The 15102-nt window shown below is 58.8% G+C and carries 18 protein-coding genes; 17 read left to right on the forward strand and 1 reads right to left on the reverse strand.

The features are described 5' to 3' along the window. The first annotated feature begins 13 nt into the window (after window positions 1-13). On the forward strand, window positions 14-1003 hold the full coding sequence (locus QK293_RS03805; RefSeq protein WP_282375702.1) for a S49 family peptidase: 990 nt from the start codon (window positions 14-16) through the stop codon (window positions 1001-1003). A gap of 205 nt (window positions 1004-1208) precedes the next feature. On the opposite strand, the gene QK293_RS03810 is transcribed toward QK293_RS03805, so the two are convergent. Beyond that, window positions 1209-1787: a nucleoside triphosphate pyrophosphatase gene (locus QK293_RS03810; protein WP_282375703.1), complete on the reverse strand. Its 579-nt coding sequence runs from the start codon at window positions 1785-1787 to the stop codon at window positions 1209-1211. A 105-nt stretch (window positions 1788-1892) separates the two neighbouring features. Here QK293_RS03810 and QK293_RS03815 point away from each other — a divergent pair, with 105 nt between their 5' ends. The 16 genes from QK293_RS03815 to QK293_RS03890 all read left to right on the forward strand — a co-directional run bounded on the left by QK293_RS03815 (window position 1893) and on the right by QK293_RS03890 (window position 15094). Further along, entirely contained in the window at window positions 1893-2420 is a 528-nt protein-coding gene (locus QK293_RS03815; RefSeq protein WP_004371317.1) for a YceD family protein, read from the forward strand. A gap of 13 nt (window positions 2421-2433) precedes the next feature. Further along, window positions 2434-2616: a 50S ribosomal protein L32 gene (gene rpmF, locus QK293_RS03820; RefSeq protein WP_008152339.1), complete on the forward strand. Its 183-nt coding sequence runs from the start codon at window positions 2434-2436 to the stop codon at window positions 2614-2616. 4 nt (window positions 2617-2620) lie between these two features. Then, on the forward strand, window positions 2621-3631 hold the full coding sequence (gene plsX, locus QK293_RS03825; RefSeq protein WP_282375704.1) for a phosphate acyltransferase PlsX: 1011 nt from the start codon (window positions 2621-2623) through the stop codon (window positions 3629-3631). Window positions 3632-3757: 126 nt separating this feature from the next. Continuing rightward, window positions 3758-4696 carry an ACP S-malonyltransferase gene (fabD, locus tag QK293_RS03830; RefSeq protein WP_282375705.1) on the forward strand — a complete coding sequence of 313 codons (939 nt, stop codon included), beginning with the start codon at window positions 3758-3760 and terminating at the stop codon, window positions 4694-4696. 16 nt (window positions 4697-4712) lie between these two features. Next, complete coding sequence (gene fabG / locus QK293_RS03835; RefSeq protein ID WP_282375706.1) at window positions 4713-5456, forward strand: 3-oxoacyl-ACP reductase FabG; 744 nt, start codon at window positions 4713-4715, stop codon at window positions 5454-5456. Between the two features lie 191 nt (window positions 5457-5647). Beyond that, window positions 5648-5884 carry an acyl carrier protein gene (gene acpP / locus QK293_RS03840; RefSeq protein WP_003442511.1) on the forward strand — a complete coding sequence of 79 codons (237 nt, stop codon included), beginning with the start codon at window positions 5648-5650 and terminating at the stop codon, window positions 5882-5884. Between the two features lie 108 nt (window positions 5885-5992). Beyond that, window positions 5993-7237 carry a beta-ketoacyl-ACP synthase II gene (fabF, locus tag QK293_RS03845; protein WP_282375707.1) on the forward strand — a complete coding sequence of 415 codons (1245 nt, stop codon included), beginning with the start codon at window positions 5993-5995 and terminating at the stop codon, window positions 7235-7237. Then, window positions 7237-8052 carry an aminodeoxychorismate lyase gene (pabC, locus tag QK293_RS03850; protein WP_282375708.1) on the forward strand — a complete coding sequence of 272 codons (816 nt, stop codon included), beginning with the start codon at window positions 7237-7239 and terminating at the stop codon, window positions 8050-8052. The genes fabF and pabC overlap by 1 nt, the downstream gene beginning before the upstream one ends. 3 nt (window positions 8053-8055) lie before the next feature. Beyond that, window positions 8056-9321 (forward strand): endolytic transglycosylase MltG, encoded by a 1266-nt coding sequence (gene mltG, locus QK293_RS03855; RefSeq protein ID WP_282375709.1) that lies wholly within the window; start codon window positions 8056-8058, stop codon window positions 9319-9321. A gap of 19 nt (window positions 9322-9340) precedes the next feature. Continuing rightward, the gene (gene tmk, locus QK293_RS03860; protein ID WP_282375710.1) at window positions 9341-9973 is read left to right on the forward strand and encodes a dTMP kinase; all 633 of its coding nucleotides are present in this window, start codon (window positions 9341-9343) and stop codon (window positions 9971-9973) included. Beyond that, complete coding sequence (locus tag QK293_RS03865; RefSeq protein ID WP_282375711.1) at window positions 9966-10952, forward strand: DNA polymerase III subunit delta'; 987 nt, start codon at window positions 9966-9968, stop codon at window positions 10950-10952. Before tmk ends, QK293_RS03865 begins: the two co-directional genes overlap by 8 nt. Before the next feature lie 42 nt (window positions 10953-10994). Beyond that, window positions 10995-11351 carry a PilZ domain-containing protein gene (locus QK293_RS03870; RefSeq protein ID WP_282375712.1) on the forward strand — a complete coding sequence of 119 codons (357 nt, stop codon included), beginning with the start codon at window positions 10995-10997 and terminating at the stop codon, window positions 11349-11351. A 14-nt stretch (window positions 11352-11365) separates the two neighbouring features. Beyond that, on the forward strand, window positions 11366-12151 hold the full coding sequence (locus QK293_RS03875) for a TatD family hydrolase (RefSeq protein WP_282375713.1): 786 nt from the start codon (window positions 11366-11368) through the stop codon (window positions 12149-12151). Window positions 12152-12493: 342 nt separating this feature from the next. Then, window positions 12494-13132: a TetR/AcrR family transcriptional regulator gene (locus tag QK293_RS03880; RefSeq protein WP_008152317.1), complete on the forward strand. Its 639-nt coding sequence runs from the start codon at window positions 12494-12496 to the stop codon at window positions 13130-13132. Window positions 13133-13274: 142 nt separating this feature from the next. Beyond that, complete coding sequence (locus QK293_RS03885) at window positions 13275-14243, forward strand: radical SAM protein (protein WP_282375714.1); 969 nt, start codon at window positions 13275-13277, stop codon at window positions 14241-14243. Between the two features lie 242 nt (window positions 14244-14485). Continuing rightward, window positions 14486-15094 (forward strand): DUF4823 domain-containing protein, encoded by a 609-nt coding sequence (locus QK293_RS03890; protein WP_282375715.1) that lies wholly within the window; start codon window positions 14486-14488, stop codon window positions 15092-15094. Window positions 15095-15102: the final 8 nt, after the last annotated feature.

Below are 15102 nucleotides of genomic sequence, written 5' to 3' on the forward strand. Positions count from 1 at the left end.
AGGGGTAGAAGTCATGACCGACGAATGGAAAGCGCCCGCCAAGGCGAGCGCAGAGAGCGGTGACGAGAAAAGCTGGAAGCTGCTGGAAAAGACCCTGCTGGCCGGCGTGCAGGAGCAGCGCCGGTCCCGTCGCTGGGGAATTTTCTTCAAGTTGCTGACCTTTGTGTACCTGTTGGGTGCGCTGGTCCTGTTCACGCCGTTGATGGACATGGAGAAAGCCGCCACTCGCAGTGCCCATTACACCGCGTTGATCAACGTGATCGGCGTGATCGCTGACAAGGAGTCTGCCAGCGCAGACAACATCGTCGGCAGTCTGCGTGCGGCTTTCGAGGACGAGAAGGTCAAGGGTGTGATCCTGCGGATCAACAGCCCGGGCGGCAGTCCGGTGCAGTCGGGTTATGTGTATGACGAAATTGTCCGTCTGCGCGGCTTGCACCCGGATACCAAGGTGTACGCGGTGATCTCGGATCTTGGGGCTTCCGGTGCTTACTACATCGCCAGCGCGGCCGATCAGATTTACGCCGACAAGGCGAGTCTGGTCGGTTCCATTGGTGTGACAGCGGCCGGTTACGGCTTTGTCGGCACCATGGAGAAGCTCGGCGTCGAGCGTCGGACTTACACGTCGGGCGAACACAAGTCGTTCCTCGACCCGTTCCAGCCGCAAAAGCCTGAGGAGACTCGGTTCTGGCAGGGCGTGCTGGATACGACACACCAGCAGTTCATCAATAGCGTGAAAAAGGGCCGTGGCGACCGTCTCAAGGACAAAGAGCATCCGGAGCTGTTCTCCGGGTTGGTCTGGAACGGGGAGCAGGCGTTGCCGCTGGGCCTGATCGATGGTCTGGGGAGTGCCAGTTCGGTGGCGCGTGATGTGATCGGCGAGAAAGAACTGGTGGACTTCACCGTTCAGGAATCGCCGTTCGATCGCTTCTCGAAAAAGCTCGGTGCCAGCGTGGCTGAGCATCTGGCGATGTGGATGGGCTTCCAGGGGCCTTCGTTGCGCTGATTCTTCCGGCAGCATGAAAAACCGACCTTCGTGGTCGGTTTTTTACGTCTGCGCGGTCTCTGTAGCAGCTGGCGAAGCCTGCGTTCGAGTGCGCAGCGCTCGCAAATCAGGAGTGCGAGGTTTACCTGAGCGGTCGCGGCATAGGGTTTGGCGAGCGCTGCGCACTCGAACGCAGGCTTCGCCAGCTGCTACACGATTGCGGTGTTCAGGGGATTTGCACGCCTTCGGCCAGCAGCATGTCGACCAAGCGAATCAATGGCAGGCCTATCAGGCTGGTGGCGTCAGGGCCTTCGGTGCTTTGAAACAGGCTCACCCCTAAACCTTCGGCTTTGAAGCTGCCAGCGCAGTCGTAGGGTTGTTCAGCGTGCAGGTAGCGTTCGATGCGCGATGGGTCGAGTGTGCGCATGTGTACGGTGAAGGGCACGCAGTCGACCTGGCAGGCGCCGGTCTGGCTGTTAAACAGTGCGAGGCCGGTGAGGAAGGTCACGCGGGTGCCACTTGCAGCCAGCAGCTGCTCGCGGGCCTTTTCGAAGGTGTGCGGTTTGCCGATAATCCGGTCGCCGAGCACCGCGACCTGGTCGGAGCCGATGATCAGATGAGCGGGGTGGCTGCCGGCCAATGCGCGTGCTTTTTCCTCGGCGAGGCGCTTTACCAGCTCGATGGCGGACTCGCCCAGGCGATGGCTTTCGTCGATATTCGGCGAGCTGCAGGTAAACGGTAGCTGCAAGCGGGCCAGCAATTCTCGGCGATAAACCGAGCTTGAAGCGAGTAATAAAGGCAGCATGCGCATCTCCAGAAGACAGGCGCGAATTCTAGCGAGGCTTCCAAGTGACGGACAGGGCTGAATTTCCTTTGACATGGCTGGGTGCATCCCTATAATGCTGCGCCTATGTTGAATGACCCGATTCCACCTCACGTTGACCCGCGCAAATTGGCTGATCGTGGCACCACCCTTCAAGGTGAACTGCTGCTGGCCGATTTGGAGAGACTCTGCGACCCGCTTTCCGACACTGTCGGTACGGTGCAGGCTAAATTCGTTTTTGAGCGAGATGAACGTAAGTCTGTGGTAATCCACAGCTTTATCGACACCGAAGTCAAAATGGTTTGCCAGCGTTGTCTTGAGCTGGTCACCCTGCCGATCCATAGCGAATGCAGTTATGCTGTGGTGAAGGAGGGTGCGAATACCCAGTCGTTGCCGAAAGGTTATGACGTGCTGGAACTGGGCGAAGATCCATTGGATCTGCAGTCACTGATCGAGGAGGAGCTTCTGCTCGCCTTGCCCATTGTGCCTGCTCATCATCCGGAAGAATGCCAGCAGCCGGCGGGTCTCGATGAGCCCGAACCGAGCGAGGACGAGGTAACGCGGTCCAACCCGTTCAGTGTATTGGCGCAGTTAAAGCGTGACCCAAACGTTTAGGAGTTAATCAATTATGGCTGTTCAGCAGAACAAAAAATCCCGCTCTGCCCGTGACATGCGTCGTTCGCACGACGCCCTGACGGCAAGCACTCTGTCTGTAGAAAAAACCACCGGTGAAATTCACCTGCGTCACCACGTATCGCCAGAAGGCGTATACCGTGGCCGTAAAGTGATCGACAAGGGCGCTGACGAGTAATCACTTGTCTGCTCAAGTCATCGCGATTGACGCAATGGGCGGGGACTTCGGTCCCCGCAGCATTGTTCAGGCCAGCCTTGCTTGTCTGTCTGCTACACCCTCGCTGCACCTGACCCTCGTCGGTCAACCCTCTCTTCTTGAAGAATTGCTCTCTGGCCAATCGGCTGTAGATCGCTCGCGCCTGTCGATTGTGGCGGCGTCCGAAGTCATCACCATGGACGAAAAGCCTGCCCAGGCCTTGCGCGGCAAGCCCGATTCGTCGATGCGTGTGGCGCTGGAGTTACTGCGAGACGGCAAGGTCCAGGCCTGTGTCAGCGCCGGCAATACCGGTGCGCTGATGGCGTTGTCGCGGTTCGTGCTCAAGACCTTGCCGGGCATTGATCGGCCGGCGATGGTTGCGGCGATTCCGACGCAGAAGGGCTACTGTCAGTTGCTCGATCTGGGCGCCAATGTCGATTGCAGCGCCGAGCATCTGTTGCAGTTCGCCGTGATGGGGTCGGTGGCGGCGGAAACCCTGGGCATCGTTCGTCCGCGAGTGGCGCTGCTGAACATCGGTACTGAAGACATCAAGGGCAATCAGCAGGTCAAGCTGGCGGCAACCTTGTTGCAGAGCGCTCGCGGCATCAACTACATCGGTTTTGTCGAAGGTGACGGTGTGTACCGTGGCGAGGCGGATGTGGTGGTATGTGACGGTTTTGTCGGCAATATCCTGCTCAAGTCCAGCGAAGGCCTGGCGACTATGATTGCCGGACGCATCGAAGCCTTGTTCAAGAAAAATCTCGCGTCGAGAGTGGTCGGTGCTCTGGCATTGCCGCTGATGAAGCGTTTGCAAGCCGATCTGGCGCCTGCGCGACATAATGGCGCGAGCTTCCTTGGTTTGCAGGGGATTGTGGTCAAAAGTCATGGTTCAGCGGGGGTTCAGGGCTTCCAGAGTGCGATTCAGCGCGCCTTGATCGAGATCCAGGAAAACCTGCCGGAACGCATTCATGGTCGTCTGGAGGATTTGTTGCTTTAGGCGTTTTCGTCGGACAATGCTTAAATGTGACCGCTCAGTTCAATTTGCCATCCAACTGTCAGTTTCTTGCGTTCCTCCAAGCGGGACGTCAATTCTCCGACGACAAGATCATTAGGGGCTTGTTACATGTCTGCTTCCCTCGCATTCGTCTTTCCGGGACAGGGTTCGCAGTCCCTCGGCATGCTGGCCGAGTTGGGCGCGCAACATCCGGTTGTCCTCGACACTTTCAAAGAAGCTTCCGATGCTCTGGGTTACGACCTGTGGGCACTGACCCAGCAAGGGCCGGAAGAGCAACTCAATCAAACCGATAAAACCCAACCGGCCATTCTGACCGCCTCGATTGCCTTGTGGCGTCTATGGCTGGCTGAAGGCGGCGCGCGTCCGGCTTATGTTGCCGGTCACAGCCTGGGCGAATACAGCGCTTTGGTCGCCGCAGGCAGTCTGAGCCTGGGCGACGCGGTGAAGCTGGTTGAGCGCCGTGGTCTGTTGATGCAGGAAGCCGTTCCGGCCGGGCAAGGTGGCATGGCCGCCATTCTCGGTCTGGACGATGCTGATGTGCTGGCAGCCTGTGCCGAAGCGGCGCAAGGCGAAGTGGTCAGTGCGGTCAACTTCAACTCCCCTGGCCAGGTGGTCATCGCCGGTGGCAAGGCAGCGGTCGAGCGCGCCATCGAAGGCTGCAAGGCCCGTGGTGCCAAGCGCGCCATGCCATTACCGGTCAGCGTGCCGTCCCATTGCGAGCTGATGCGTCCAGCGGCCGAGCGTTTCGCCGAATCGATCGCAGCGATCGACTGGCAGGCGCCGCAGATTCCCGTGGTTCAGAACGTCAGCGCCAGCGTGCCGGCGGATCTGGAAACCCTCAAGCGCGATCTGCTTGAGCAGCTTTACAAGCCTGTACGCTGGGTCGAATCGGTTCAGGCGCTGGCTGCCGCAGGTGCTACCCAATTGGTCGAATGCGGCCCTGGCAAAGTGCTGGCGGGTCTGAACAAGCGTTGCGCCGAAGGCGTGTCGACATCCAACCTCAATACCCCCGACGCCTTCGCTGCCGCCCGCGCAGCGCTGGCCTGAATCAGGAGAAGCCTGCATGAGTCTGCAAGGTAAAGTTGCATTGGTCACCGGCGCGAGCCGCGGTATCGGCCAGGCTATCGCCCTGGAACTGGGTCGTCAGGGCGCCATCGTCATCGGCACCGCGACCTCCGCCTCGGGTGCCGAGCGCATTGCCGCTACCCTGAAAGAAAACGGTATTCAAGGCACTGGCCTGGAACTCAATGTCACCAGCGACGAGTCCGTTGCTGCGGTACTGGCGAGCATCACTTCGCAGTTCGGTGCGCCGGCGATCCTGGTCAACAATGCCGGCATCACCCGCGATAATCTGATGATGCGCATGAAAGATGACGAATGGCATGACGTCGTCGATACCAACCTGAACAGTCTGTTCCGCCTGTCCAAGGGCGTTTTGCGCGGTATGACCAAAGCCCGTTGGGGACGAATTATCAGTATTGGCTCGGTTGTGGGTGCCATGGGCAACGCAGGCCAAGTAAACTACGCAGCCGCCAAGGCCGGTCTGGAAGGTTTCAGCCGTGCACTGGCGCGTGAAGTCGGTTCGCGTTCGATTACGGTAAACTCGGTGGCTCCTGGGTTCATCGACACCGATATGACCCGCGAACTGCCCGAGGCACAGCGTGAAGCCTTGCAGACGCAGATTCCGCTGGGCCGTCTGGGACAAGCTCAAGAGATCGCGTCTGTGGTCGCTTTTCTTGCATCCGACGGTGCGGCTTACGTTACTGGGGCTACAATCCCGGTGAACGGCGGGATGTACATGAGTTAAATGTGACGGGTTGCTTCAAAAAAATGTCATACGAGCTGTCTAAAATCCGTTATAAAGCTGCAATCTATTTATAGGCAGAGGGCCACCGGGTTTGAGGAGTGAAGCTTTCAGTTGAAAAACTGAAAAGTCTTTCTATACACTTACCCACTGGCCAGCTGCCTGAATTTGTCCATTAGGAGTGAAAACAAGGTATGAGCACCATCGAAGAGCGCGTCAAGAAAATCGTTGCTGAGCAACTGGGCGTTAAAGAAGAAGAAGTGGTCAACACTGCTTCCTTCGTTGAAGACCTGGGTGCCGACTCCCTTGACACCGTTGAGCTGGTGATGGCTCTGGAAGAGGAATTCGAGACCGAAATCCCTGACGAAGAAGCTGAGAAGATCACTACTGTACAAGCCGCAATCGATTACGTTACTAACCACCAGGCTTAATAGCTTGTAATCGTTGCTTGCTGTCATGGAAAAACCGCACTGCCATCACGGCGTGCGGTTTTTTCTTTAGGCCTGATGCAAAGTCGTCATTTGAAAAAGGAGAGTGCTGTGTCGCGTAGACGCGTCGTAGTCACCGGTATGGGTATGTTGTCGCCACTGGGCACGGATGTGCCGAGCAGTTGGCAGGGCATTCTGGCTGGCCGCAGTGGCATTGGTCTGATCGAACACACCGACCTTTCTGCCTATTCCACCCGTTTTGGCGGCTCGGTAAAGGGCTTCAATGTCGAGGAATACCTGTCGGTCAAGGAAGCTCGCAAGCTCGACCTGTTCATTCAATACGGTCTGGCCGCAGGTTTTCAGGCAGTTCGTAACGCCGGTCTGGAAGTCACCGACGCCAACCGTGAGCGCATCGGCGTGGCCATGGGGTCGGGTATTGGCGGACTGACCAATATCGAAGAAACCAGTCGCACGCTGCATGATTCCGGCCCACGACGGATTTCCCCGTTTTTCGTGCCTGGCTCGATCATCAATATGATTTCCGGTTTCCTGTCCATCCACCTGGGTGCACAGGGACCTAACTACGCCATCGCCACTGCGTGTACCACCGGTACGCACTGCATTGGCATGGCGGCCCGCAACATCATGTACGACGAAGCCGACGTGATGATTGCCGGCGGCGCCGAGATGGCGGCTTGCGGTCTGGGCATGGGCGGCTTCGGAGCCTCCCGCGCACTGTCGACCCGCAACGACGAGCCGACCCGCGCCAGCCGACCATGGGACAAGGGCCGTGATGGCTTCGTGCTGTCCGACGGCGCCGGTGCGCTGGTTCTGGAGGAGTTGGAGCACGCCAAGGCCCGCGGCGCGACCATCTACGCCGAGCTAATCGGCTTTGGCACCAGTGGCGATGCCTACCACATGACTTCACCTCCGGCCGATGGCGCGGGTGCTGCGCGTTGCATCACCAATGCCTTGCGCGATGCCAAGATCAATGGCGATCAGGTTCAGTACGTAAACGCTCACGGCACCTCGACGTCGGCGGGCGACCTTGCCGAAGCCTGTGCGATCAAGTCGGTGTTCGGCGATCACGCTTACAAACTGGCAGTCAGTTCGACCAAGTCCATGACCGGCCACCTGTTGGGTGCGGCGGGCGCGGTCGAAGCGATCTTCAGTGTGCTGGCGATCAACAGTCAGGTAGCGCCGCCGACCATCAACCTCGATGAGCCAGACGAAGGTTGCGACCTCGATTTTGTACCGCATACCGCGCGCAATATGAATATCGATGTGGTGCTGTCCAACTCCTTCGGGTTTGGCGGTACCAACGGCTCGCTGGTGTTCCGCCGGTTCGCTGACTGATGGACAGCTGGGTCGACGGTCAGCCGGCTGACGCTTTGTCGCTGAAGGATCGCGGCCTGGCTTATGGTGATGGTCTGTTTGAGACCATCGCTGTGCGCAACGGCACTCTGGTATTGCTGGATCGGCATCTGCTGCGTTTGGTCACAGGTTGCCAGCGGTTGGCAATTAATATCGACCATGCGGCTGTGTGCACTGAGTTACTGACCTATGCCCAAGCGTTGGGCGAAGGTGTGCTCAAGCTCATCATCACGCGTGGCGAAAGCTTGCGCGGTTATGCGCCCGATCCTTCGGCTCAGGCGCGACGCATTATGCTGGGCAACCCTCCTGCGGTTTATCCCGCCGCCAATGCGGAGCAGGGCGTTCGCCTGTTCCCCTGTGCAACGCGGCTTTCCAAACAGCCTCTGCTCGCCGGACTCAAACACCTGAACCGTCTTGAGCAGGTCATCGCCCGTTCCGAATGGCAAGACTCCGATCATGCCGAAGGCTTGATGCTCGACCAGGCCGGGCGAGTCATCGAAGGCGTGTTTAGCAATCTGTTCCTGGTGCGCGATGGTGTACTGATCACGGCCGATCTCAAACGCTGTGGCGTGGCCGGCGTGATGCGTGCCGAATTATTGTTTCAAGCCGAGTCATTGGGGATCCGCACCCAAATCACCGACATCACCCTCGATCAGCTGCAATGGGCTGATGAAGTCTTTGTCTGCAACAGCGTGTATGGCGTTTGGCCTGTGTGCGCCTATGCAGCACTGAGCTGGCCGGTTGGTCCGCTCACCCGTAAACTCCAAACCACTGCCCGCGCACTACTGGATGCTTGATACGTGAGACGTAAATTCTTGCTGCTGCTGGAAACCGGATTGGTTCTGGCGGGGCTGTGTCTGGGCGCTTCCGCCTGGAAAATCCATTCGGCGCTGGAACAACCGCTGAACATCACCCAGGAAGAACTGCTGGAAGTGCCAAAAGGTACGACACCCACCCGTACCTTCTATCGACTCGAAGCCGACGGCGTCATCAAGGATGCTTTTTGGCTTCGCGTGTATTGGCGCTTCAATCTCGCCAAACAACCGTTGCACAAGGGCGAATACCGCCTGCAGCCCGGCATGACTGTCGAAGGGCTGATTGACCTGTGGAAGCGCGGGGAAATGGTTCAGTACAGCCTGACCCTGGTCGAAGGCTGGAATTTCCATCAGGTCCGCGCGGCGCTGGCCAAGGATGAAAAACTTGAGCAGACCCTGAACGGTTTGAGCGATAGCGAGGTGATGGACAAACTCGGCCACACCGGGATTTTTCCGGAAGGGAGGTTCTTCCCTGACACCTATCGCTTCGTGCGTGGCATGACCGATGTTGAGCTGCTGAAAAAAGCCTACGACCGCCTCGACGAAGTCCTCGCCAAGGAGTGGGGCCAGCGCTCGGCTGACGTGCCGTACACCGAACCCTATCAGGCGCTGATCATGGCCTCGCTGGTGGAAAAGGAAACCGGTGTGCCGCAGGAGCGCGGACAAATCGCTGGCGTGTTTGTGCGGCGCATGGAAATGGGCATGTTGTTGCAGACCGATCCGACCGTGATCTACGGCCTCGGTGATCGTTATAACGGCAAATTGACTCGCGCCCATCTCAAGGAAGCGACCCCGTACAACACCTACATGATTTCGGGCCTGCCGCCGACTCCGATCGCCATGGTCGGCCGCGAAGCGATTCATGCAGCACTGAATCCGGTGGCTGGCAATAGCCTCTATTTCGTGGCCCGTGGTGATGGCAGCCACGTGTTCTCCGATGATCTGGACGCGCACAATAACGCTGTGCGTGAGTTCCAGATCAAGCGCCGTGCCGACTACCGCTCCAGCCCGGCGCCGACCACGGCGCCAGAGGCAACGGATGAGCAGGCACCGATTCCGGCCGCATCGCCCGACACGGCTCCCGAGGCTTTGCCACAAGTGCCGCCGCAAGAGCCTGCTCAAGCGGCGCCACCCGAGCCGCAAGCGCCTGCCCGGGAGCCGTCACAGGAGCCGCCGCAAGAACCCGTTCAAGAACCCGCTGCTGCACCTGTGCCCGAACCGGATGCAACCGCGCCGCAAAGCCCGCAATGACTCTGACTAAGGACTGCCTGTGACTGGCTTGTTTATTACTTTGGAAGGCCCGGAAGGCGCCGGCAAGAGCACCAATCGCGAATACCTGGCCGAGCGCCTGCGCGCCACTGGGATCGAGGTCGTGCTGACCCGCGAACCCGGCGGCACGCCGTTGGCCGAGCGGGTCCGCGAAGTGCTGCTGGCGCCGGTTGACGAAGTCATGAACCCGGACACTGAGTTGCTGTTGGTGTTCGCCGCGCGAGCCCAGCATCTGGCCGAAGTGATTCGCCCGGCGTTGACCCGTGGCGCAGTCGTCTTGTGTGATCGCTTCACCTGCTCGACCTACGCCTATCAGGGCGGCGGTCGCGGCCTGTCGCTGGAGCGCATCGCGACCCTGGAAACCTTCGTTCAGGGCGATCTGCGCCCGGACCTGACGTTGATTTTCGATCTGCCGGTGGAAGTGGGCCTGGCCCGCGCCAGCGCTCGCGGTCGTCTGGATCGTTTCGAACTTGAAGGCCGAACCTTTTTTGATGCGGTGCGCAGTGCTTTCCTCAAGCGTGCTGAAGCGGATCCTGCGCGTTATGTCCTGGTCGATGCCGCCCAGCCGCTGGCGCAGGTTCAGCAGTCACTGGATGCCTTGCTGCCGCGTCTGCTGGAGTTGACTCGTGGCTGAAGCCTATCCGTGGCAGGACAGTCTCTGGCAGCAGTTGGCCGGTCGCAAGCAACATGCTCACGCCTATCTGCTGCATGGCCCGGCCGGGATCGGCAAGCGTGCGCTGGCCGAGCGCTTGATGGCCCGTTTGCTGTGCCAGCGCCCATCCGCCCAGGATGCTTGCGGTGAATGCAAATCCTGTCTGTTGCTGAAGGCCGGCAGTCACCCCGACAACTACATTCTGGAACCGGAAGAAGCCGATAAGGCGATCAAGGTCGACCAAGTTCGTGATCTGGTCAGTTTCGTGGTCCAGACCGCGCAGATGGGCGGCCGCAAAGTGATACTGATCGAGCCGGCCGAGTCGATGAACATCAACGCCGCCAATGCCTTGCTCAAAAGCCTTGAAGAGCCTTCCGGGGATACTGTTTTGCTGTTGGTCAGCCATCAGACCAGTCGTCTGTTGCCGACGATCAAGAGCCGCTGCGTGCAGCAGGCCTGTCCACTGCCGAGCGAAGCCATGAGTCTTGCGTGGCTGGCGAAGGCGTTGCCGGACTGCTCGGAAGAAGAGCGCATCGAGTTGCTGACCCTGGCCGCCGGTTCGCCACTGGCCGCCGTCAACTTGCAGGCCCAGGGCGTACGCGAGCAGCGAGCGCTGGTGGTCGATGGCGTGAAGAAGTTGCTCAAGCAGCAACAGTCGCCAACACAATTGGCCGAAGGCTGGAATGCGATTCCGCTGTTGCTGCTGTTCGACTGGTTCTGCGATTGGTCGAGCCTGATCCTGCGCTATCAACTGACTCAGGATGAAGAAGGGCTGGGACTGACGGACATGCGCAAGGTGATTCAGTACCTGGCGCAGAAAGCCGGCCAGGACAAAGTCCTGAATATCCAGGACTGGATCCTCGCCCAGCGCCAGAAAGTGATAAGCAAAGCCAACCTCAATCGGGTGCTGTTGCTGGAGGCGCTGTTGGTGCAATGGGCGGGTTTGCCTACCCAGAGGTGAGCGTCTGAGCCTAGACTCTGAACATCAGCAGTGGAGGTCAGCATGAATGAAGCCGTCAATCCGGGGCCGCGTAACGGCATTTTGTCCCTGACGATCAAGGACAAGTCCGTGCTTTACGCGGCCTACATGCCGTTCATCAAAAACGGTGGCCTGTTTATCCCGACCAACAAAAATTACAAGTTGGGCGATGAGGTATTCATGCTGCTGAACCTGATGGATGAACCGGAAAAGATTCCGGTCGCCGGCAAGGTCGCCTGGATCACTCCAAAAGGTGCGCAGGGCAATCGGGCCGCGGGAGTCGGCGTGCAATTCAACGACGGCGACAACACTGCGCGCAGTCGAATCGAAACCCATCTGGCCGGAGCCCTGAAGTCCGACCGTCCCACTCATACGATGTAAGTTGCAGCCCTTTTATGCTCGTAGATTCCCATTGCCACCTTGATCGACTCGACCTCGCCGCCCACGACGGCTCGCTGGATGCTGCACTGGATGCGGCCCGTCAGCGCGGGGTAGGGCATTTTCTGTGTATCGGCGTCAGCGTCGAGAACGCCGCGGACGTCAAAGCCCTGGCCGAACGTTACGACGACGTCGACTGTTCGGTTGGCGTACATCCGCTGGATGTGCAGCCGGGGGCAGCGCCGGCGCTGGATTGGCTGTTGCGCGAGCTCAACCACCCGCGCGTGGTGGCGATCGGTGAAACCGGTCTGGATTATCACTACGAGCCGGAAGCGGCAGAGTTGCAGCAGGAGTCGTTTCGCCTGCATCTGCAAGCGGCGCAGCAGACGGGCGAACCGGTGATCATCCACACCCGTGGCGCCCGCGTTGATACATTGAACCTTTTGCGCGAAGCGGCGCTGCCCCAGGCTGGCGTGCTGCATTGCTTCACCGAAGACTGGGACATGGCCAAAGCGGCGCTGGACATGGGGTATTACATTTCCTTGTCCGGGATTGTCACTTTCCGCAATGCCGACGCTCTGCGTGACGTGGCCAGTAAAGTGCCGGCTGACCGACTGCTGGTGGAAACCGACTCGCCCTACCTGGCGCCGATTCCTCATCGCGGCAAACCGAACCTGCCGCAGTACGTGCGCGACGTAGCGGAATTTCTGGCAATGTTGCGAGGTGAGTCCTACGAGCGGTTTGCCGAGCAAACCACCGAGAACTTCAAGCGACTTTTTCCGCTGGCGCATGTGAAAGGTTAAATCGCAGGCAAAAAAAACCCGGGTTCTGGGGGGTGAATCCGGGTTAAGACCATTAGGAGTAAAACAAAGGCACGCGGTCCGTTGGTACCTATATCGGCGCGACACTTGGGGGAGATGCCCCGCCGACAGTTGAAGTATTGATCAGTATTGCGCCGAGTCCAGTTAACCGGTCGCGATTTTTAAACAAATTTGGAATACGGGCGCTTCGGTTGAGTTCTCATCAGTCTGCGAGACTGCCGGAATTCATCAAGAAGCACATACATGGTCGGATGATCCGTGCATTTTTGCGCAAGTTAGGCATAATACGCGGCTTCGAATTTTGACACCTACAGACCTTTTCTTATGCATAAAGAACCTCGTAAGGTCCGTGAGTTTCGTCGCCGCGAGCAAGAAATTCTCGATACCGCGCTCAAGCTGTTCCTCGATCAAGGTGAAGACAGTGTCACCGTCGAGATGATTGCTGATGCCGTCGGTATCGGCAAAGGCACGATCTACAAGCACTTCAAATCCAAGGCCGAGATCTATTTGCGCCTGATGCTCGATTACGAGCGCGATTTGAACGAGCTGTTGCATTCGGCCGATGTCGACAAGGACAAGGAAGCCCTGTCCCGCGCCTACTTCGAATTCCGCATGCGCGACCCTCAACGCTATCGGTTGTTCGATCGCCTGGAAGAAAAGGTGGTCAAGGGCAATCAGGTGCCGGAGATGGTCGAGGAGCTGCACAAGATCCGCGCCTCGAACTTCGAACGCCTGACCCTGCTGATCAAGGGCCGGATCAGCGAAGGCAAGCTCGAAGACGTGCCGCCATACTTCCATTACTGCGCGTCCTGGGCGCTGGTGCACGGCGCTGTGGCGCTGTATCACTCGCCGTTCTGGAGCAATGTGCTGGAAGATCAGGAAGGCTTCTTCCAGTTCCTGATGGATATCGGCGTGCGCATGGGCAACAAGCGCAAGCGCGATACCGACACCCCGAGCAGCTGAGTCCATACAGTTCGCCTTATCGCGCCATGATATTCACACCATGGCGCAGTACCGCAGGAATATACTCAGGCTTAGGTATTGCTAAAACTTGATTTGTGAGTCAAGTTTTAGCGGTCCGAATATTCTTCCGCCGGAGTGATCCATGATCGTTGACCGTCAAGGCAGGCGTTTTCGCAATTTGCGAATCAGTCTGACTTCAGCCTGCAATTACGCTTGTACCTACTGCGTGCCCAACGGCAAGCGTTTGGTGGCTGCGCAGGATGAGCTGTCGGCTGAGGCCATGGCGCGTGGCGTGGCTTATCTGATCGAGGCCGCAGGCATCGAGCGTTTGCGCATTACCGGTGGCGAGCCGCTGGTCAGCCCCAAACTCGAAACCTTCATGACCGCCGTCGGGCAGATGGGCCTGGCGGACATCAGCCTGACTACCAACGGTCAGCTGTTGGCGAAAAAACTGCCACTGCTGGTGGACGCTGGCATTCGTCGCATTAACGTTTCGCTCGATACCCTGGATGCCAGCGCTTTTCGCAGCATTGCCCGTGGCGGCGATCTGGCGACGGTGCTCGACGGTATGGATCAGGCCAGTGCGGCCGGCCTGAAGATCAAGGTCAATATGGTGCCGCTGCGTGGGCAGAACCTCGATCAAGTGATGCCGCTACTCGATTATTGTCTGGAGCGCGGCTATGAGCTTCGCTTCATCGAGCTGATGCGCATGGGCCACCTGGCCAGCGACTCCAATGCTTTCCTGCAGCAGTTCGTGAGCCTTCAGCAGTTGCTGAGCCTGATTGGTGAGCGCCACGAGTATCTTCAGGCCGATGCGCCAGTCGACGCCACAGCCGTGCGCTACGAGATCCCAGGGCAAGGCCACTTCGGTGTGATCGCCAACGAAAGCGTGCCGTTCTGCCGCACCTGCTCGCGCTTGCGTCTGTCGTCTACGGGCTGGCTACATGGCTGCCTGTCGTCGAGCAACCGCCACTATGTCGGCGATCTGCTGGACAAACCCCGTCATCAAGCATTGCCCGCCTTGCAGAGACTCTTGGTGAAAGCCTTGGGTGATAAACAGGAAGTGGCATTTTCTGGTGGCGCGACCGTGATGAAAATCATCGGCGGCTAAACACGATCCCTGTAGCAGCTGCCGAAGGCTGCGTTCGGCTGCGCAGCAGTCGTAAATCCTGTAAGCAAAATATGTCTGGAACACCGCATCGCCTGATCTCGCGACTGCTTCGTCCGAACGCGGCCCGAACCGAACGCAGCCTCCGGCAGCTGCTACAAGAGCCATGCCTCTCCCGAGCTGGCGCGGAAGCTGCATCCCATGGCCATTCGCCGGTTTTCCGTCACCGGCCTCTGGAGGGTAGGATGCGTAGCCTGGTTTTGCTGCTGGCCGTTTTGGCGCTTGGTGGCTGCATGAATGTCAGCGATCTGGCTGAAGGGACTCGCTACCACATGAGCGATGCGGGGCTGCTCGACCATAGCGACAGCCGTCGTGTGAATAACCTGCGCATTCAACCGGATTCATTCGTCTATATCGCCCAAGGCGCCTTTGTGCCGCCAGGCAGTGCTGTCTACCCACGACCTAACGTGATAGCCGAAATCGCCTTCGATGGCTTTGTCGAATACTTCCCTATGGTCCGCCGCGCCCGTGCCCCGGCAGGCCTTGATCAAGCCATGGGCGAGGCCCGTGCCGCCGGTGCCCATTACCTGCTCTATACCCGATTCGCCAGGTCCGACGACCGTATCGGCAACTCGGACGAATGGCTCGATCAGGAAGCCCTGGATCGCCTCGGTATCGACAGCGGCGTGATTCAGATCATGTTGATCGAGACCAGTACCCAGTATTTGATTGATACTGCACGCATCAAGAGTCGTGGCGGTTTACTGACGTTCCACGACAAAAAGCCAGAGGACCTGATGGGCCCGCCGCTGGAACAATACGCGCGCAGCCTGCTGGGGCTCAGCGACCAGTAATTCAAAAG

It is taken from the genome of Pseudomonas sp. AL03 (assembly GCF_029960815.1).
Lineage (GTDB): Bacteria > Pseudomonadota > Gammaproteobacteria > Pseudomonadales > Pseudomonadaceae > Aquipseudomonas.